Genomic DNA, 18009 nt, shown 5'->3' on the forward strand with positions numbered 1-18009 from the left:
ATACTGATGGGCCACGCTGGTTCTACCTCGCTCACGATCGCCGCGCAGCACATCTTTGATGGTGCCGACATGCGCGGGCCGGGGTCGGTCAGGATCTCGCAAGGGCGGATTGAAAACATCACCTTCGACGAGGCGGAGGCGCGCGCCTCAATCCACCTTCCCGCAGACGCGATCCTTGCACCCGGATTCATCGACATCCAGCTGAACGGAGGCGGGGGCGTTCTTCTCAATGACCAGCCAACGGAGGCTGGTGTTCGGCGCATCGTTGAGGCGCACTGGAAGGAGGGAACCACGGGCTGCTTGCCGACCCTCATCACCGATCGCAGCCAGATCATCGAGCGCTTGGCTGCAGTCGCTCAGGTTTGTCTGAGGATTCCCGGCGTGCTCGGCTTTCATCTGGAAGGGCCGGCCCTCAACAGGTCTCGCAAGGGCATTCATCCGGAAGCCGAGATACGCGTGCCGGACCGGCGCGATCTTGCCGCGATCAAGAGTTTTGGGGACCGCGGCCGCTCCATTGTGACCTTGGCCCCGGAATGCGTGCCCGCGTCCATGATCGACGAATTGATCGCCGCCGGATTGCGTATCGCGGCCGGCCACAGCGACGCCACCGCAGCCGAAATCGGGCAGGCGGTCGATCGCGGTGTCTCCGGGGTGACCCATCTGTTCAATGCCATGTCGCAGTTGAGCGCCCGGGAACCGGGCCTGGTGGGCGCCGCGCTTGAGGACGACCGGCTGTTTGCAGGGATCATCTGCGACGGCATCCACGTTGACCGCGCCGGTTTGCGTATTGCCTTCCGTTGCAAGGGACGCGATCGATTGATGCTGGTCACCGATGCCATGCCATTGGCGGGTACGAACGACCGGCAATTCATGCTGCAAGGAAGGCGGATCACGTTGCACGAAAATCGCCTGACTGGCCCCGATGGCACACTCGCGGGGGCTCACCTCACCATGATCGAGGCAGTCCGCAACGCTGTTGCGCTGCTCGGAATCTCCCTCGTCGATGCCCTCATCATGGCCTCTCGGACGCCCGCGGCATTTCTGGGCCTTGAGTCCGAGCTTGGAAAAATCGCACCCGGATACCGCGCGGACCTTGTCGCCTTCAATCCGAACTTTGAAGTCGTCGGCACATGGATCGGCGGTGTCGGCTCGATGGGCGAGGCGAGCGAGGCTTTTCAACGAGGTTAGATGCCCAACCATCCCATCATCGTGCAAAAATATGGCGGTGTCTGTCTTGAAACACCGGCGAAAATTCGCGCGGTTGCGCGCAGTCTCGCCGACCTGCATGGCCGTGGTCATCGTGTCGTGGCGATCGTCTCCGCGATGGGAACGACCACCGACCAATTGATCCAGATGGCTTACCAGGTAAGCCCTGCTCCTAATCGCCGTGAACTCGACATGCTGCTAACGACCGGTGAGCGCATCAGCATGTCTCTGATGAGCATGGCACTCTCCGATCTCGGCGTGCCTGCGATCAGCTTCACCGGCAGCCAGGCCGGCGTGATGACCGACGACTCCCATTCCTCCGCACGCATTCTGGATGTTCGGCCCATTCGCGTGCGCGAAGAACTTGATCGTGGGCGCGTTGTGGTGCTGGCAGGATTTCAGGGCGTGAACCCGGCGACCAGGGAAATCACCACGCTCGGCCGGGGCGGCAGCGACACCACGGCCGTTGCGATGGCCGCGGCGCTGAAAGCCGAGCGCTGTGAAATCATCAAAGAGGTCGACGGAATCTGTTCGGCCGATCCGCGCATCGTGCCGGATGCAAAGCCCCTGCGGCGAGTGGACTTCGCATCCCTGTCCGAAATGTGCTTCTGGGGTGCAAAGATCCTGCATTTTCGCAGCGTAGAACTGGCGCAAAGTCAGGATGTGTCTCTGGTTCTCAGGCAGTGGGGCGGCGTTGAACACAGCACGCAAGTGATGAAAGAGGTTGCAGGCATGGAAAACGGAAAGGTTCTGGCCGTCAACTCGATGGCTCGCATTGAACATGTGGAAATCGTTTCCAAGGATCTCAATCACGGTTTCGAGAAATTCGCGCAGCATCTCAAGCAAAACAGCCTGTCCTGGCCGCAGCTCCTCTCATCGAGCTTCGCCGCGGGAAAAACCAGCATGACCGTGGCCTGTGATACGGAGTGGCTCGACGCCCTGTTGCGCACGCTGGAGCGAAGCAAGGGTCTGCGCAAGCAGCGCAAGGCCTCAAGCTCGGTGAGTCTCACCTGCTTCGGCGGCGTTTCGTCGGAATTGCCATTCAGGGCGTTGCAGGTTCTCGGACATCACGGGATTGTTCCCGACAAGTATGTGTTGTCGTCGCATTCGGTCAGTCTGTTTGTCCCTGTGGAGAGCCGCGAGGCCGCGGTTAAGGCGTTGCATTCGCTTGTCCAGCAAACATAGGTTCGAGAAGCGGCAGGGATCGTTTCCGCTTACGCCATTCGCGTGTTCAAGCCACAAATGGGCTCCCAAAATCGAAAGGGCCGCCGCCTCGCAGGTCGGTCCTTTCGATTTGCAATCGCCAGAGATGGTTACGGCGCAAACTTGTAGTCGCCGCGAATGATCGCTCCTATCTGAGGGTCGATGGCGAGGGGGCGGCAACGCTACTGAGACGCAGGTATCGAACTCACCGGCCCCAGAATGCCGGCGTCGCCTTGAACCGCCGCCATCTCTTGCGCAGCGTTTTCGCCACGGCAATCTGGTCGCGGGCCCGCCAGCCGGTTATTGCGCCGACGGCAAGATGGAGCGCGGGCTGATCGTCCTGCCTGATGACATCGAGCAATGTGCGGATATTTGCGGTGTCGCGCGCGCGTCCCAGACTGTTCTGGAGCCTGGCGAGCCGCATCACGTAGCGCTTGGCGCGCGCATGGGTGGCGTAAAGCGGCAAGAAGAACTCCGCCGCATAACGCAGCTTCTTGAGATCGATTCTGAGATCGTGTTGCGCATTGGTGTCGAGCCGCCGGAAATGCGCGCCACGCCGGAGCACCTTGCGGTGCCGTTTCGCCAGAATTTTATCCGCGAGCGCCGGCATCGGCTGTGACAGGGCGGCCAGCGCCTCGCTCTCAATCTCGTTGCGCCAGCCGCGGCGTTCGACCCAGTTTCCCAGCGAGAGCAGGAAACGGCTGCAACGCGGATCGGCGAGAACGCCTTGCAAAGTGGCGTAGTTCAACTTGCGCTGCCGTTGCACCGCCTCGCGCAGGCCGCCAAAGTCGACCTCGGGAGCTGCCGTCGCGAGGCGAGACACGGTCGTGCCATCGAAGACATCCCAATCGCGGGTCGGGCCGAGCTGCTGCATCAGCCATCTGGCTTCGCCACTGATCGCCTCGAACGACGGCGATGGGATCTCTCGCCGGAACAGCGCACACATGGTGCGCAGACGGCGTAAGGCGACGCGCATCTGGTGCACGCCTTCGGGGTCGGATCCTTCCTTCGCCACCGCGTGGTTGTTCAGAAGATGCTGCCAGCAGGCGCCCGCCAGCAGCGCAATGACGTCATCAACCGCGTGTTCGGCAGTGATGCCGACGGCTTCGGCTTTCGCCGCCGGCTGCGCGACGTCGAACGCCAGCGCATAGCCGCGTTCCGCCTTGCTCCGGGTGCCGACCTGCAGCGGCGCGGTGTCGAGCAACTGCGTTCCGAGATCAAACAGCGCGCCGGCGTTGCCGCTCTTCAATTCGAGTTCGATTTCGGACAGAATTTCCTGACGCGGGCCGGCCTCGATGGTCCCCTCGTCGAACGCGATTTCAACAGAAGCATCCGGCAGATCGAGCTGCCGGGCATGCCGGCGAACCTTTGTCGCAAATGCCGGCACGAGCGCATCGTGGGCAAGCGTCGTCACGGGATCGCCGATCTCGTCGGCGGGAAGCCGCGCCAGGTCAGGGGTAATGCCGTCGACCGGCGTTTCCCACTGCCGCCGCGCCAACGGCCGTCCGATGTCGGGCAAAAGCTTCAGCGTCTGAATGAAATGCTTGCCGCTGCGTCGCACGCGTAGCGACATGCCGCGTTGAAACAACACTCGTTCCGGCGTGTCGTAATAGACCGTTTCCAGCCGGCGGACCACGCCGCGGTTGCGCGCATGCTGCACGATGACGGGCGTCTCGCGCAGTTTTTCGAGGATACCCTGCGGCGCCAGCAGCTTAAGTTCGATTTCGGCCTGCTCAGCCGGCCGCTCAGCAATCGCGCTGCCGGAATCGTGCACGATTGGGGCGTTCAACGGTATCTCCACCGGAAGGAGTGCATGAATATTTTATGACAACAGCAGGATAAACTCAAATTGCGCACTGGGATGACGTTGCAAATTGCCACGGCAGTTCCGGAGACTGCCCGAGGCCTTCCGTCGCCTCAGTTCGGGCATGAGGCCCATGGGAGAGGGAAAGACTAGCTGGGACGGGGAAGGCTGGGAACCAGCGGGCCGTGGGACTGACACGAATGCCCACATCCGTGAAAATAAAAGGCCGCCTGAGTTGGTGGCCTTAATTTCACTTTCTGCGTGGCAATTTGATCGGGATATGCGGCGCAGTACTGATCACGACTGGAGACGTCTTGTCATCGGAAGCGTGACTTTTGAGTGTTTCCAGCACCAGAAAAAACTTTTCGGCAAGCATGGCAATTACCTCGCTGGCGAATTTTTCTCCGTCATTGGTCGAGTCGGATTGCTGGCGATTCAATCACTCGCGCGAAGCCGCCGCAATTAAATTCGCGCGCTAGAGTTGAGACTCCGTAATCGCACGGGAGCTGCGCAACATTCTGCGATGTTGCTCCAGCTCGGGAGCGCCATCTGGGCGCGGTAACCGTTTGTGCACGCAGCTACAACGGCGAAATGTGCCACGCATCGTGCTTTGCAATTATTTGAATAGCTTTTAGTGCGCCGGGCTACGGCCACTTCTGCAGCGCAGTTCCATCGATCTCGTCCAAAGGAAGATCGAGATGGGCCAGCGCCGTGGGCGCGATGTCGATGATGCGGCTCGTTTTCGTGACCGATGCACCGGCTTCAAAGCCTCGTCCTACCGCGATCAGCGTCGGCTGCGTTTCGTAAGCGCCAAGGCCGCCATGCATGCCGCAGTCTCGACGGATTGCGTCCTCCTGCTCGGAAAACCGCACCGCCATGGCGGTCAGGCCTGGAACGCCGTTGCAGTTCGCGCCCGAACTCTTCGCCATATCGACGGCGAGCAGATCGTCGCCGGGGATCTGGCCGAGTTCGGCAAGGTCTTCGCCGGAGATGATGCGGCCAGCCCAAGGCTGTCCGCTGAGCCAGGAGACGACCTCGGCGCGGCGCGACAGCGCGCTGCCACCAAAATGAATGAATGCGGATGAGCCCTGTGGCGCGACGACAATTTCGGGGCTTTCGAGCGAAGTCTTGAATCCGGCCTCGAACAGCCGGCGTTCTACGGGAATTACTTCCGTCACCGCTTCATGACCGTGGTCGGAACCTATTAAAAAGAGAACGTCGTGGCCCTTGTCGCGGAGCCGTTCGACGGCCTGAGCAACCGCGCCGACATGATCATCGACCGCACGCAGCGCGAGGAGATGCTCCGGCGAGCCAAGTGGGAACGCGTGCATCGTCTTGTCGGGTTCGGATAACCACAAGGTCGCGATCGAAGGCGGATTCGAACCGAGAACGGCAAGAAAGCGAACCGCCAGCGAGGCATCGCCAATGCTTCCAGGCGGTGCATCGATGGTGTCTGTTAGAGGTCGGCGACCCGGAGCGTAGGACAACTCGCGATGAAACAAGGTCCCGTGACGGTATGAATCATGGAAGAAAGCCGCTCCGGGCGAGACGTTGGAGCACAGCAGCGCGCCGTTGAGAGGTGCCACGCGTTCGGCCAACGATCGGCGCGCCAGCAGGCGGCCGAAATGATCGCGATAGGCATCGTAGAACTCCGGTTTGCCGGCGTCATGGACTTGATGTCCGCCGGCGATGGGCAGGGCGACGGTATTTCCGCGCAGGCCATGCGATCGAGGCCATGAGCCGGTGGCGATCGAGGCAGAGGAGGCGCGAGTAGCCGATGGAAAAATTCCCCGGTGATCTGCAAACCACGTTCCCGCGCGCCTGAGGCGAGCCATGTGCGGCGTGGTCTCTGCAGAAACAAAATCCGGCCTGTGGCCGTCGCAAATGACGGTGACGACGATGGGATGGGTCATGACAATATCCGAAAATGGGAGCAGGGTTATTTCAGGGTTGGATCAAGCTTGTCGCACAGCCAGTCGCCGATGATCGAGACGGCAAGGGTCGTCAGGACGATGGTCGTGGCCGGGGCCAGCATAATCCATGGCGCGCGGCCAAGATATTCGCGGGCATAGCCGACCATGTTGCCGAGGCTGGTCATCGGCGGTTGCACGCCGAGACCGAGAAACGACAGGCCAGACTCGAGCAGGATTACTTCGGGGAATACCAGCGTCATCGAGACGATCAGTGTCGAGGCGATGTTAGGGAGAATGTGCCGGAAATAGATCCGGGAAGGCATCGCGCCGAGTTGCCTGATCGCCCCCGCATAGCCCTGCGCCGCGGCCGAGATGGCTAGGCCGCGGGCAATCCGCGCGTACCGCTCCCAACCATAGAGCCCCATCAGACAGACGAGGAGCTGCAACGAACTGCCGAAGAACGCCAGCACCGCGAGCGCCAGGATCAGGAACGGCATGCTGGCCTGAAAATCAGCCAGCATGAGCACGATCTGTTCGATCAAGCCGCGGAAATGCGCTGCCAGGAAGCCGAGCAATGTGCCCAGCACGGCGGAGATCGTCGTCGCGCCGAAAGCGATCAGCAGCGAAATACGAATGGAGAATAACAGGCGCGAGAGCACATCGCGGCCGAGTTCGTCGGTCCCAAGCCAATGCGCCGCGTTGCCGGGCATCGACAGCCGATTCTTCAGGTCCATGCGGGTCAGGCTGTAGGGCGCGATCGTGTCCGCAAGCAATGCGACGACAAGGATTGCGAGAATCCAGGTAATCGCCACCAGTACCGCAGTCGGGATCTTCGGCAGCGAGAGACGTTGCCGTGCGGCGGGCTGCTGTGGAAGCGACAGGTCGGCCATCTCAATGCGCTCCCGCCTGCGTTCCGGTCCGCAACCGCGGATCAAGGAACCCGTAAAGGAAATCGACGGCGAGGTTCGAGGCAACCATCGTCGCAGCCACCAGCAGCAGAACACATTGTACGACCGCGAGATCGCGGTTGGCCACCGCGACCACCAGCAGCCTGCCGACGCCCGGCCAGGAAAATACGCTTTCGACGACGACGGCGCCGGCGATCAGCGTTCCAACCATGAAGCCTATGATCGTCACGGTGGGGATCGCCGCATTCGGCAGCGCATGCCGGATGACGACCGCGCGCCATGCGACGCCCTTGGCCGATGCCGTCCGCACATAGGGCTGACCAAGTACTTCGAGCATCGCGCTCCGGGTGAAGCGCGCCAGCACCGCAGCGCCTCCGATACCGAGCGTGATGATGGGCAGGATGGCATGCCGCCAGCTATCCTGACCGCCGGAGGGCAACCAGCCGAGTTGCACGGCAAAGATGAGGGCGAGCACCAGGCCGAGAACGAAACTCGGGACGGTGAAGCCGGCGACCGCCGCGGCCATCACCGCGCGGTCGATGACGCTGCCGCGGTGAAGTGCTGCAAGGATGCCGGCGGGAATGCCGATGCCAAGCTTGAGGAGCAGTGCGGGAATTGTCAGAACCAGCGTCGCCGGAATGCGTTCTGCGACCAGCTGGATCGCCGGGCGTCCGTCCCGCATCGAGCGGCCGAGTTCGCCACGTGCGATCGCGCCGAAGTAGTCGAGATATTGCATCCAGATCGGGTCATCGAGACCCCAGGCCTTGCGGAAGGCGGCGATCACCTCCGGCGGCGCTTCCGGTCCCATGATGATCAGCGCGGGGTCGCCGGAAAGGCGGAGCACGACGAAGGCAAAGGTGACGACCAGCGCAATGGTGAGCATGGCGCGGGCAATGCGAACGGCGAAAAATCGCAGCATCAGGCGGCGGCCTCCGAAGCGGCGGCGGGGACGGTCCCGGCATCGAGCAGATGACAGGCTATGCTGCGATCGGGCGCGATTTCGACGAGTTTCGGCGATTCCATGCGGCAGCGTGCGAAGGCGTGAGAGCAGCGCGGGTGAAAGGCACAGCCGGCCGGACGCGCCGCGGGATTTGGCGGATCGCCGGTCAGAACGATCCGTTCGGCGTTGCGCCGTCCCGGTGCTGGCGAAGCGGAGACCAGCGCGCGCGTATAGGGGTGCTGCGGGGCGGCGAAAAGGTGGTCCGCATCGCCGAGCTCAACGATACGGCCAAGATACATCACCGCGACCCGCCGGCTGATCTGCCGCACGACGCGCAAATCATGGCTGATGAACAGCATGGTGAGCCCAAGTTCCGCCTGCAGGTCGATCAGCAGGTTGATGACCTGGGCCTGGATCGAAACATCGAGCGCGCTGACCGGTTCATCGCAGACCAAGAAGTCGGGCCGCGTTGCCAGCGCTCGGGCGATGACCGCCCGTTGCCGCTGACCGCCGGAGAGCTCGTGCGGATAGCGCAGGCCTTGATCGTGCGCGAGACCGACCGAATGGAGCAGTTCGTCGACGCGCACTGCGCGGGCGGCATCGTCGCCGATGGCGTGGATGTCGAGCGGCTCGCGCAGCTGTCTTGCAATCGTCCACCGGCGATCGAGGGCGCCGAGCGGGTCCTGAAATATCATTTGCATGCGGGCACGCTGGGAGCGCCATGCCGACGAACCGATCGTCGGCATTGTCGCCTGGTCGAAGGCGACCGAGCCGCTGTCGGGCGCTTCGAGTCCGAGAACCATCCGTCCGGTGGTCGATTTGCCGGAGCCGGACTCGCCGACGAGACCGAGCGTTTCGCCGCGCCGGATGTCGAAGGAGACGCCATCGACCGCGCGCAGGTCGGCGACGCGCCCGAACATGCCGGCTCGCATCCGATAGTTGCGGACGATGGCTTCGACCTTGACGAGAGGCGCCGTCATTCCGCGGCTGCCTCCAGTAGAGGCGGTTGCAGCGCACCGGTCTCCAGCACGCAGGCGATCCGTCGTCGTTCGCCGATTGCGCGCAAGCGCGGCGGCTTGTCTTCGCAGCGCCGGTCGGACGAACTGCAGCGCAGTGCGAACGCACAGCCAGGCGGCATCGACTTCGGATTCGGCACCATGCCGGGTATGGCGGTCAGCCGGCGGCGCGGGCCATCGATCGGCGGCAGCGCGCCTGTCAGCCCCAGCGTATACGGGTGGCGCGGATCAGCGAACAGATCGCCTGCCGCGGCTTCCTCGACAATGCGGCCCGCATACATCACGGCGACCCGGTCGCAATTTTCGGCGACGACGCCGAGGTCGTGACTGATGAGCACGAGCGCCATGCCGGTTTCCCGCCGGACACGACCGATCAATTCGAGAATCTGAGATTGAATTGTCGCATCGAGCGCCGTCGTTGGTTCGTCGGCGACGAGCAGGTCCGGATTTCCCGCCAGCGCCATGGCGATCATGATGCGCTGGTTCTGGCCGCCCGAGAATTCGTGCGGGTAGGCGGAGAGCCGTCGCTCCGGATCGGGAATGCCGACAAGATCGAGCAGATGCCGGGCTTCGGACCTGATCGACGCGCCGGAGAGGCCCCGATGCAGCGCGAGGCTTTCGCCGATCTGCTTGCCAATAGGCAGCACCGGATTGAGCGCGCTTGCCGGATCCTGAAAGATCATGGCGATCCGCCCGCCGCGAACCCGGTCGAGTTTGCTTGGCGGGGCGCCGAGGATGTCAGCGCCTTCCAGCCTGACGCGGCCGCCAACCGACGTGGCCGTCGGCAGAAGACCGAGGGCAGCGAGCCAGGTGACGGACTTGCCTGATCCGGACTCGCCGACCAAGCCAAGCGCTTCCCCGCGCTCGACCTGCAGATCGATCCCGTGCAACACCGCTACACCATCGAAGGCGACCGTGAGGTTTTCGATCGAGACCAGCGGCGCCATCGGCCTCACGCCTCGAAATTGCCGGCGCGGAAATCCATCGCAAAGGCCGGCGCTGCCTTCCACTTGATCGACTTCGGCTTGGCGGTGAAGACCGCATTCTGATGCAGCACCGTATAGGCGGGGTCTTCGCGCTCGCAGATTTCCAGCATGCGGCGGAAGGCCTTCCGGCGCGCGGGGCGGTCGGTCGAGGTTTCCAGGAATTCCGAGAGCGTATTAACCTCAGTGTTGGCGTACTCGCCGATCTGCTGCTGCTGGCCGTTCGGGCCGTGCTGCGCGACGATGGAAGAAACCGGATCGTTGAACGGCGCGGAGTTGGACCAGTCGCGCACCGCCCGCGTGTTGGAGCGCTCCATGATCTGGGTCCAGTTCTCCTTGGTCTCGATCTGGACGTTGAGGCCAACGGCCTTCCACATCTCGACGAGGATCTGCGCGGTCGCCACCTGGTTGGTGTAGTAGTTGTTGAGCAGGCGGTACGGAATCGCGTCGCCCTTGTAGTTCGCCTGCTTGAGCAGGTCCTGCGCCAGGGCTGGATTGTATTCCGGAACCGTCCAGTCGGCCTGGAACATGTCGGCGTAATATTCCCACTGCAGGCCACGCGGCACACGCGTGCGTCCGGACCAAAGGCTGTCGACGATCGCCTGCCGGTCGATCGCATGCGTGAAGGCGCGGCGCACCAGCGGATTGGCGAGCTGCGGATGATTTTTGTCAAACACGGTCAGGCGGTGGTTGAGGATCGTGCCGCCCTGAACCTCGAAGGCGGCATTCTTCTCGATGCCGGCAATCTGATCCGGCGGAATATCGCAGGCGAACTGATAGTCGCCGGTAATGAGCCCGTTGACGCGGCTTGAGACTTCCGGAACCTCGACGAACCGGATGCGCTTCAGCGGCGGCCGTCCGCCCCAGTATTCGTCGTGGGCCTCCAGCGTCAGCGATACGTCAGGTCTGAACTCGACAACCTTGTAAGGACCGGTCGTGATCGGCTTGCGCGCCCAGTCGAGATAGCTCGCGGCTTCTTCCCAACCGCGGCGGCTCAGGATGTCGGAGCCGTAACGGGACAGGCGGCCTTCCAGCGTAACGTCCGGCGTCGCATTGACGAAGCGCACCGTGTATTTGTCCACGGCGTCGACGCGTATGAGATCCGGCCAGATGCGGCGGGCCGCGGCAGAGACCTCAGGCGGCAGTTCCTTGCCCGGGCGGGGCGTCGGGATCTGTTCGAACGCCTTGATTGTCGTGCGGTTCTTGGCTTCGGTGCTGCCGAACATGCGCTCGCGGCCGAAGCTGAACACAACGTCCTCGGCCGTCATCTCATCGCCATTGTGAAACTTCACGCCCGGACGCAGTTTCAATTCGACGGTCTGGTCGTCGATGCGGCGCCATTCGGTGGCGAGGCCGGGAACGGTCTCCAGGCTGCCGCGCCAGTTCTTTCCGATCAGCGCCTCCCACAGCGAGGAGAAGAACACGCGCTCCCCGACGTTGGACTGTTCGCGCAGCACATCGAGCGTGTTCGAGTTGGTGACCTTCTGCACCGCGATCGTGATCGCCGGCCTGTTGTCGGCCTGTCCGATCGCAAAGCGTGGCAGCAACAGCGTGCCGGCTGCGGCGGCGCCGAGGCCGACGATCGAGCGGCGGGAGGGGCGTATCATGGACTTTTCCTTCTCAGACAAAGCGAGCGGATGTTCCGCGCACGAGACCCCTGGCCTGATGGTGGCAGGGTTGAACCGGATGCAACGCGCCCAGCCGCGCGGCCATTGCGTCAGACCACGAGTCCCAGCGCTTCGAGATGCGTCGCGCCTGCGCGGATGTTGGTCTGGTCCTTCACCTCAATGATCAGGCGCGGACGGGATGTAAGACGGCCCAGCGCGCGAAACACCGCCGGCCAGCCGACGTTGCCCTCGCCGGGAAGCCAGTGCCGGTCCGCATAGCCATCGGTGTCCTGCAGATGGACATGGGCAAGCGCGTCGCCGGCGGCATCGACGTAGAAATCGGCCGGCGGGGCGCCGGTGGAGCCGTGGGCGTAGTTTGCGTGGCCGGTATCCAGCGAGACGCGCACGGCCGGACTTGCGAAACTGTTCGCAAGCTGCACGCGATCCATTGGATCCTTATCCTCGATGTTTTCAATGACGAGTTCGCAGCCGATGCCTTCGGCGCGTTTCACAACATCCCCGAGCGTCGCGTGGACCCGCTCGATGACGCGGGCGCGGGCGCCGGGATTGACATCGAGATTGTTGTAATCCCAGGTCGTGTAGGGCGAATGGATGACCATCTGTGTTGCGCCGAGAGCCTCGCAAACCTCGAGCCCCTGAAGCAAACGCCTGGTGACGACCGCGCGGATAAGCGGATCCTGGCTGTCGATCTTGAAGCCCCAGAAGGGCCCGTGAATGCCAAGCCGACCCTCATAGCCATCAAGAAGTCTGCGGATCATCTCAACCCGTGCGCGCCAGTCGCCATCGAGCGTCTCCGCCTCGAAGAAATCCTGGATCTCGAGGTCGCGCTGGCGTTCGAGAATCCAGCCGCGGTGCAACGCGAGGGTGGTGCTGGTCAACGCCGCGCCAACTACCGGGAGATCGGACGAGGCGGGCATCGTAAACTCCAGAGCGCGCAATCTGCTGTCAATATCACCGGCTATAAGCAAAGCATGACGGGCGCATGACTAGATGCCGCTCCCGGTCTTCCGACTGGGCATATGAGCTGGTTTTCAACAATGTGCCGTCGTACTTCGCGTCGCCGAACGGCGAGCGGGTGGGGGTCCCCCGAGCGCAAGGGCTTTATCGGCAGCCCTGCTGGATCACGAAGATTCTCCGTAGAGCCTCGTCCGACAGGCTTCCTCCATGGTCTTCTCCGCCACGTCCACTGAAACGGCCGCCGTCTGCTCGGCGACGATGCGGTCGGATGACCGCTCGCGGCAGTGGACGATATGTCTGGTTTGAATGTTCGTGCTCGCTGAGCATACTGCCGGTGCGCGGACAGCTTTGCTCGATTGCCGAAAATCGCAATGCCGCACCAGTTCCTTACATGAGCTACGCCGCGGGCATCATGTTTCAAGCATCAAACCGACACAGGTTTGCCTTGCAAGAGGTCGGATTTCTGCCGCGCGCTCGGGCTAACGGTTCTCGACATTGTCGACCCTCTCGCATCGTTATCGGGTGAAACGTTCCAAACATCCGGACGATATCGCGTGAGACACCAACGACGTGAGAGAGCGTCGCCGGTGTAACGGCGAATCCGCAGGCGGCCCCAATGCCACAGTTCCGCTATCGCGCTGTTACGCATGCAGGAGAAATCGTCGTCGGCGAAGTCGATGCGTCATCGCGCGAGGAGGTGGTGCGGCGCATCGAGTATCTGGGACACCTGACAATTGATGCCGAGATCGCGGCGACGGGAATCCTCAATCGCGGTCACCGGAGTATTGGGAAGTTACCGCGATCCCGCGACGTTTCGATTTTTCTGCGACAGCTGTCGCTGCTGATCGGCGCCGGACTAACGCTCGAAGCGGCGCTCCAGACGCTCGGCGACGACGCCAGCAAGGGTCTTGCGGGCTTCGCCAACGGGTTGCGAGCATCGATTTCCGCGGGCGAGAGCTTCGCGGAGGCCCTGGAACGCCATCCTTCGATCATCGATCCCACCTATGTCGCCATGGTGCGGGTGGGCGAGGCGTCGGGCAAGCTCGAAGCAGTGTTGCGCGCGATCGTCGAAGACCGGACGCGCCGGGAGCTGATGACCGATCGGATCAACTCGGCGATCCGCTATCCCCTGTTTCTGATCGGTACCGCCGCGGCCATCCTTCTGTTTTTTCTGATCTATGTCGTCCCGCAATTCGAACCGGTGTTCAAAGACCTCGGCGGGCGTCTCAATTCGGGCGCGGCGTTGATCGTAGCCGCCTCCATTTGGCTGCGCACCAACGTCGATCTGTCTCTGGGGATCTGTCTGTCGTTGGTCCTCTGCGCCTGGCTGGGGTTCAGCCGGCGCGAATGGCGGGCGCGGATCGTCGCCGCCATCGCAAGGTTTCCGGGAGTTTCCGGTCCGATGGGTGACCGGCGTACCGCGCGCATCGTCGGAACGCTCGGCCTTCTGCTCGAAAATGGTGTGGCGCTTCCGACCGCGCTGAAAATCCTGCGCGATGTCGTGACCGAGCCGGACTACGTCGCCGCGGTCGACCGTGTGCACGAGCAGGTACGAAATGGCAGGCGTTTCGCCGACGCGTTGGCGGAAACGAATCTGCTTCCGCCGCTTGCGGTAAGAATGCTCAGGGTCGGGGACGATGTCGGCGATCTGGCTTCCATCGTGCGTCAGGCGTCGCAATTCTATGAACACAAGCTCGGTCTGAGCCTCGACCGTCTGATGGGAGCGATAGGACCTGCCACGATTATTGTTGTCAGTGTCGTCATCGGCACGTTGATCGTATCGATCATGAGCGCGCTGCTGAGCATCACGGAGCTGGCGCAATGAGCAGGATAATGGCGAAGGAGCGGGTTCCGCCGCCCATGCCTCGAACGCGAACCACAGATCGGCGCGCCGGATTCACCCTGATCGAGGTGGTGGCCGTCATGCTTATCATTGCCCTGGTCGCATCGCTTGCGGTCACGACGATCCCCGGCACGGGACGCGGCCGGCTGAAGGCGCTCACGCTTGAAACCGCTGCGCTGCTTCGGCGCGAGCGGCTTGGCGCAGTCATGACGGGGCGAGAACGCCAGGTGTCGATCGATGGCGAGAAACGCGTTCTGGTCGGCGACGGCGGCGATGTCGTCGCGGTTCCGCGCGACGTCGTGCTCGACATTCTCGGTATCGACGCCTTGTGGTCGGGGCGCCAGGCTGTCGTGCGATTCCATCCGGATGGGGCGTCGACCGGAGCGGTGCTGAAACTATCGCGTGAAAAGGCCGAATATGAAATTCGCGTCAATTGGTACACCGGCGGCGTCGCGATTGCGCCGTGACGGCCGCAAAAGGCAGGCAGGATTTACGCTGCTCGAGGCTCTCGTTGCTTTGGCGCTGATTCTAGCGTTTGCAGCAGTGCTTGGTCCGCATTTGTCGCAGGCGCGCCGCATCATGCACCATGCCGAAGGCCGCGTGGCCGCGCAAGTCCTGCTGCGCTCGCTGCTCGACGCTCCATTCGATCGCTCCGGTCTGGCAAACGCTTCGCGGAAGGGCGAGGCGAGCGAGTTACGATGGCGCATCGCCGCGGAACCGGTGCTTGCCGCTGCGCCCGGCGCGCCGGATCAGCCGAGATGGCTGCCATATCGCGTGACCGCGAGCGTAGCGTGGGGCTCCGATCAGGTCATTGCCGCCGAAACGATACGGTTAGGCAGGCCGGAGCCATGAAGATGCAGAACGGACGGGCGCGTCTCGGATGTGACGGCTTCACCCTGGTCGAGGTTCTCGCCGCACTCGCGATCGCCTCCGTGATCATCATGGCGAGCGCCGCGCTGATCCGCAACGTCGCTCTCTTCTTCGACCGCGGAACGCGGGGTGTGACCGAAGCGGAGCGCCTGATGCTGGCTGTCGAACGTCTGGCTGGCGATTTCGGCTCGGCCCGTTTCGCTTGGCGACGAACGGAGGACGGCGCCGCCGCTGCCTTTGCTGCCGAACAGGCCGGCAGCGAACGGCCGGCGAGCGTTGTCTTTGTCGGGGCAGGGCGCGCTGCTTCGACGGCGCGCGTTGACGACGACCTTATCAGCCTGACCGTCGAAGAGGACGGTGAGGTCAGGCGCCTGGTCAGACGTCGCGCGACATGGCCCGGACCGCGCGCCCGCTTCGAAGATGTGACGCCGCAAGACCCGGTCGTGCTGATCGAGGGTAAAGTAGACATCTCATTCGTGTTCGGACGCGTCACGCCGGATGGAGCGCTTGCGTGGTACGCGAGCTGGGCCGGCGAGCGCGTGCTGCCACGTTATGTACGGTTGATGTTGCGGGACCGGGCCACCGGCGCCGATCTGCTCGGCGAAGCCGATTTCATGATTCGCGCCAATGCTCCCGCTGCCTGCGGGCGCGCCGACGCGGCTCTCGCGTGCCTGTCTGCCGCACCGCCGGCCCAGACCGACACATCCGAGACGGAAAGGCTCACGCGATGAAACGCAGCGATCCGCGTCGCGGAGTAATCCTGGTGACCGTACTGTGGTCGATCGCGTTGCTGTCGGCGCTGGCGATGGCGGCGTCCGTCACCTTTCGGGGATATGCGGGTGTGATGGCGGTCGAGCGCGATCGCGTGCAAGCCGACGCGCTGTTGTCGGCAGGGCTTGAGACGGCGGCCGGCATCGTCGACGCCTTGGGCGATGCGCCGCTCATGGATATCGAGACACGGGTCAACCTTGCCACCGGTTCAGCACGCCTGCGCCTCAGTGACGAAGGCGGCCACATCGACATTGGAAAAGCGCCTGCCATCGTTCTCGCTGCGCTGTTGCGTTCCGTCGGCGCTCCGGAAGCGGCGGCGAACGATGTCGCCCAGCGCATCGTTGAACGGCGCTATCCCCGCAATGCGGCGCGCGGCGATCCTGCGCTTCGTTCGGCCAATGGCAGGACCAGGGCGCCCGCAACGGGCCAGCCATTTTCCGACGTACGGCAACTTCAATTCATTCCCGGCATGATGTCGGAGTGGCTAGCCGCTATTGAACCGCTGACCACCGTGTTCGGCAGCGAAATCGTGAATCCGCTCACCGCGCCGCAGCGCGTTATCGCAGCACTTCCCGGAGTTGATAAGGGTCAGGTTGACGCATTCCTCAGGGAGCGCCGCAGCTTTCCGGCGGACGCCGATCGGCTGGTGCGGACGGTCGGAGCGGCGCAGCAATATCTGGCGGTCAAGCCGCAACGCGTTGCTTCGATAGAATTGATGGCCGAACTGGCGAACGGCTATGCCGTCGCCGCCCGGTCGGTGATCGTTATCCTGCCGCAGGATAGCCAACCTTATCGCGTACTTGTTTGGACCCCGGTGCCATCCCCCAGGCTCCTTTAGGGGGATCGTCCGAAAGCGCAAAGGCAGAGTCATGCGTATCGGCGCGATCTTGAGACGATGGATCGAAATCCTGGCGGCCTTGTACCTGGCCTGGCGTGAGAGCCGGCGTGAACTTCGCTCGCTGGTCGTGACGCCCGGGAACGGGCATGTCGTCGTTCGGCACGCGAAGCCTGCGCGCGACGCGATGCTGCGGGACGCTCACGCGGGGGACATTGTCGCGACCTTGCGCCCCGGAGCGGAGGTCTCGGCGGATCTGTCGCGCGCGGCGCATGCCAGTTTTGTCGTCCTCGAATTTCCCGCCGACAAGGTCGTGATGCGGCGTATTACCGTGCCGGCACAGGCGCGCAAGTTCCTGTCCGGGGTCATCCGCAACCAGATCGAGCGCTTGTCGCCCTGGCCCGCCAATGGCGTGGTGTATGGATTTGCGGCTGAAGCGGGCGCGGGAGATGCCGCTGTTGTCGAGGTGCGCATTCTCATGGCTGCGCGCGCCGATGTCGATGCGGCGCGACAGGACCTGGCCGCGCTCGGCCTGCCGGTCGATCGCATCGTGGCGCGCGGCTCCGATACCGAAGCCGCGGACGAGACCGCCGGCTCGGTGACCTTGTGGTCGCGGCTTGCGGATACCTCGCCTGAAAGGCATGGCAGCTTGGTCCGGGCAATCGGTATCGGAATTGCTGCCTCGGTAACCGTGAGTCTGCTTCTCGGCTCATGGGCGCTACTGTCGGCCGCAGCCATTCGAGATGAAAGCGAGGAGGTCGCGGCCCGCTCCAGGGTTCTGCAGCGACAGGTTCAAACCCGCCGCACGGCCGCTTCAGCGGCATCGATCCCACCGGCAGAACGGGCGTGGCTGCTAAAGGAAACATCCATATCGAGCGTGATCCTGATCGAGGCACTGTCCCGGGCTTTGCCGGATTCGGCCTACGTCAGCGAAATTCGTCTGGAAAAGGAAAGCCTGCGGATCATGGGGCTCGCCGGCGACGCTCCGGCGTTGCTCGCGCCGCTTGAGCGATCCGACCATTTTACCGATGTGCATTTCTTCGCGCCGACGGCGCGAGGGCCGGACGGCAAACTCTTCAGGTTTTCCATCGAGGCACATGTCGAACCCCGCATCAAAATCGGGGAGCAATGA

General features: G+C 63.3%; 17 protein-coding genes. 8 read left to right on the forward strand and 9 right to left on the reverse strand.

The annotated features are described in order from the left end of the window. Positions 1–6 precede the first annotated feature (6 nt). A complete protein-coding gene (gene nagA, locus V1283_RS09180; protein ID WP_442895849.1) occupies positions 7–1188 on the forward strand; it encodes an N-acetylglucosamine-6-phosphate deacetylase in 1182 nt (393 codons plus the stop codon). Further along, positions 1189–2391, forward strand: coding sequence for an aspartate kinase (locus V1283_RS09185; protein ID WP_334386106.1), 1203 nt, complete (start codon positions 1189–1191; stop codon positions 2389–2391). It begins immediately after the preceding gene. A 223-nt stretch (positions 2392–2614) separates the two neighbouring features. On the opposite strand, the gene V1283_RS09190 is transcribed toward V1283_RS09185, so the two are convergent. From V1283_RS09190 to V1283_RS09230, 9 genes are all read right to left on the reverse strand, one after another. Then, positions 2615–4198, reverse strand: coding sequence for a CYTH and CHAD domain-containing protein (locus tag V1283_RS09190; protein ID WP_334386107.1), 1584 nt, complete (start codon positions 4196–4198; stop codon positions 2615–2617). Positions 4199–4463: 265 nt separating this feature from the next. Continuing rightward, a complete protein-coding gene (locus V1283_RS09195) occupies positions 4464–4652 on the reverse strand; it encodes a hypothetical protein (RefSeq protein WP_334386108.1) in 189 nt (62 codons plus the stop codon). A 205-nt stretch (positions 4653–4857) separates the two neighbouring features. Beyond that, positions 4858–6126, reverse strand: coding sequence for an alkaline phosphatase family protein (locus tag V1283_RS09200; RefSeq protein ID WP_334386109.1), 1269 nt, complete (start codon positions 6124–6126; stop codon positions 4858–4860). A gap of 26 nt (positions 6127–6152) precedes the next feature. Beyond that, positions 6153–7016: an ABC transporter permease gene (locus V1283_RS09205; protein ID WP_334386110.1), complete on the reverse strand. Its 864-nt coding sequence runs from the start codon at positions 7014–7016 to the stop codon at positions 6153–6155. Between the two features lies 1 nt (position 7017). After that, entirely contained in the window at positions 7018–7953 is a 936-nt protein-coding gene (locus tag V1283_RS09210) for an ABC transporter permease (RefSeq protein WP_334386112.1), read from the reverse strand. Continuing rightward, a complete protein-coding gene (locus V1283_RS09215; RefSeq protein ID WP_334386113.1) occupies positions 7953–8954 on the reverse strand; it encodes an ABC transporter ATP-binding protein in 1002 nt (333 codons plus the stop codon). Before V1283_RS09215 ends, V1283_RS09210 begins: the two co-directional genes overlap by 1 nt. Beyond that, positions 8951–9937, reverse strand: coding sequence for an ABC transporter ATP-binding protein (locus V1283_RS09220; RefSeq protein WP_334386114.1), 987 nt, complete (start codon positions 9935–9937; stop codon positions 8951–8953). Before V1283_RS09220 ends, V1283_RS09215 begins: the two co-directional genes overlap by 4 nt. A 5-nt stretch (positions 9938–9942) precedes the next feature. Then, on the reverse strand, positions 9943–11580 hold the full coding sequence (locus V1283_RS09225; protein WP_334386115.1) for an ABC transporter substrate-binding protein: 1638 nt from the start codon (positions 11578–11580) through the stop codon (positions 9943–9945). Positions 11581–11690: 110 nt separating this feature from the next. Further along, positions 11691–12518, reverse strand: a complete 828-nt coding sequence (locus V1283_RS09230; RefSeq protein WP_334386116.1) for a sugar phosphate isomerase/epimerase family protein — start codon at positions 12516–12518, stop codon at positions 11691–11693. Between the two features lie 656 nt (positions 12519–13174). Here V1283_RS09230 and V1283_RS09235 point away from each other — a divergent pair. The 6 genes from V1283_RS09235 to V1283_RS09260 are packed head-to-tail and all read left to right on the forward strand — an operon-like array spanning position 13175 to position 18009. Further along, positions 13175–14383 (forward strand): type II secretion system F family protein, encoded by a 1209-nt coding sequence (locus V1283_RS09235; protein WP_334386117.1) that lies wholly within the window; start codon positions 13175–13177, stop codon positions 14381–14383. 35 nt (positions 14384–14418) lie between these two features. Continuing rightward, the gene (locus V1283_RS09240; protein WP_334386118.1) at positions 14419–14868 is read left to right on the forward strand and encodes a prepilin-type N-terminal cleavage/methylation domain-containing protein; all 450 of its coding nucleotides are present in this window, start codon (positions 14419–14421) and stop codon (positions 14866–14868) included. Beyond that, positions 14819–15253 carry a prepilin-type N-terminal cleavage/methylation domain-containing protein gene (locus tag V1283_RS09245; protein WP_334386120.1) on the forward strand — a complete coding sequence of 145 codons (435 nt, stop codon included), beginning with the start codon at positions 14819–14821 and terminating at the stop codon, positions 15251–15253. Before V1283_RS09240 ends, V1283_RS09245 begins: the two co-directional genes overlap by 50 nt. Beyond that, a complete protein-coding gene (locus tag V1283_RS09250) occupies positions 15250–16002 on the forward strand; it encodes a prepilin-type N-terminal cleavage/methylation domain-containing protein (RefSeq protein ID WP_334386121.1) in 753 nt (250 codons plus the stop codon). Before V1283_RS09245 ends, V1283_RS09250 begins: the two co-directional genes overlap by 4 nt. Next, the gene (locus V1283_RS09255) at positions 15999–16880 is read left to right on the forward strand and encodes a hypothetical protein (protein WP_334386122.1); all 882 of its coding nucleotides are present in this window, start codon (positions 15999–16001) and stop codon (positions 16878–16880) included. Before V1283_RS09250 ends, V1283_RS09255 begins: the two co-directional genes overlap by 4 nt. A 31-nt stretch (positions 16881–16911) precedes the next feature. Beyond that, positions 16912–18009 carry a PilN domain-containing protein gene (locus V1283_RS09260; RefSeq protein WP_334386124.1) on the forward strand — a complete coding sequence of 366 codons (1098 nt, stop codon included), beginning with the start codon at positions 16912–16914 and terminating at the stop codon, positions 18007–18009.

Source organism: Bradyrhizobium sp. AZCC 2262, assembly GCF_036924535.1.
Lineage (GTDB): Bacteria > Pseudomonadota > Alphaproteobacteria > Rhizobiales > Xanthobacteraceae > Bradyrhizobium.

Coding starts and splice junctions, on each gene's coding strand:
- nagA (WP_442895849.1), top strand. CDS start 7: ATGGGCCACGCTGGTTCTACCTCGCTCACGATCGCCGCGCAGCACATC.
- V1283_RS09185 (WP_334386106.1), top strand. CDS start 1,189: ATGCCCAACCATCCCATCATCGTGCAAAAATATGGCGGTGTCTGTCTT.
- V1283_RS09200 (WP_334386109.1), bottom strand. CDS start 6,126: ATGACCCATCCCATCGTCGTCACCGTCATTTGCGACGGCCACAGGCCG.
- V1283_RS09205 (WP_334386110.1), bottom strand. CDS start 7,016: ATGGCCGACCTGTCGCTTCCACAGCAGCCCGCCGCACGGCAACGTCTC.
- V1283_RS09210 (WP_334386112.1), bottom strand. CDS start 7,953: ATGCTGCGATTTTTCGCCGTTCGCATTGCCCGCGCCATGCTCACCATT.
- V1283_RS09215 (WP_334386113.1), bottom strand. CDS start 8,954: ATGACGGCGCCTCTCGTCAAGGTCGAAGCCATCGTCCGCAACTATCGG.
- V1283_RS09220 (WP_334386114.1), bottom strand. CDS start 9,937: ATGGCGCCGCTGGTCTCGATCGAAAACCTCACGGTCGCCTTCGATGGT.
- V1283_RS09225 (WP_334386115.1), bottom strand. CDS start 11,580: ATGATACGCCCCTCCCGCCGCTCGATCGTCGGCCTCGGCGCCGCCGCA.
- V1283_RS09230 (WP_334386116.1), bottom strand. CDS start 12,518: ATGCCCGCCTCGTCCGATCTCCCGGTAGTTGGCGCGGCGTTGACCAGC.
- V1283_RS09235 (WP_334386117.1), top strand. CDS start 13,175: ATGCCACAGTTCCGCTATCGCGCTGTTACGCATGCAGGAGAAATCGTC.
- V1283_RS09240 (WP_334386118.1), top strand. CDS start 14,419: ATGCCTCGAACGCGAACCACAGATCGGCGCGCCGGATTCACCCTGATC.
- V1283_RS09245 (WP_334386120.1), top strand. CDS start 14,819: ATGAAATTCGCGTCAATTGGTACACCGGCGGCGTCGCGATTGCGCCGT.
- V1283_RS09250 (WP_334386121.1), top strand. CDS start 15,250: ATGAAGATGCAGAACGGACGGGCGCGTCTCGGATGTGACGGCTTCACC.
- V1283_RS09255 (WP_334386122.1), top strand. CDS start 15,999: ATGAAACGCAGCGATCCGCGTCGCGGAGTAATCCTGGTGACCGTACTG.
- V1283_RS09260 (WP_334386124.1), top strand. CDS start 16,912: ATGCGTATCGGCGCGATCTTGAGACGATGGATCGAAATCCTGGCGGCC.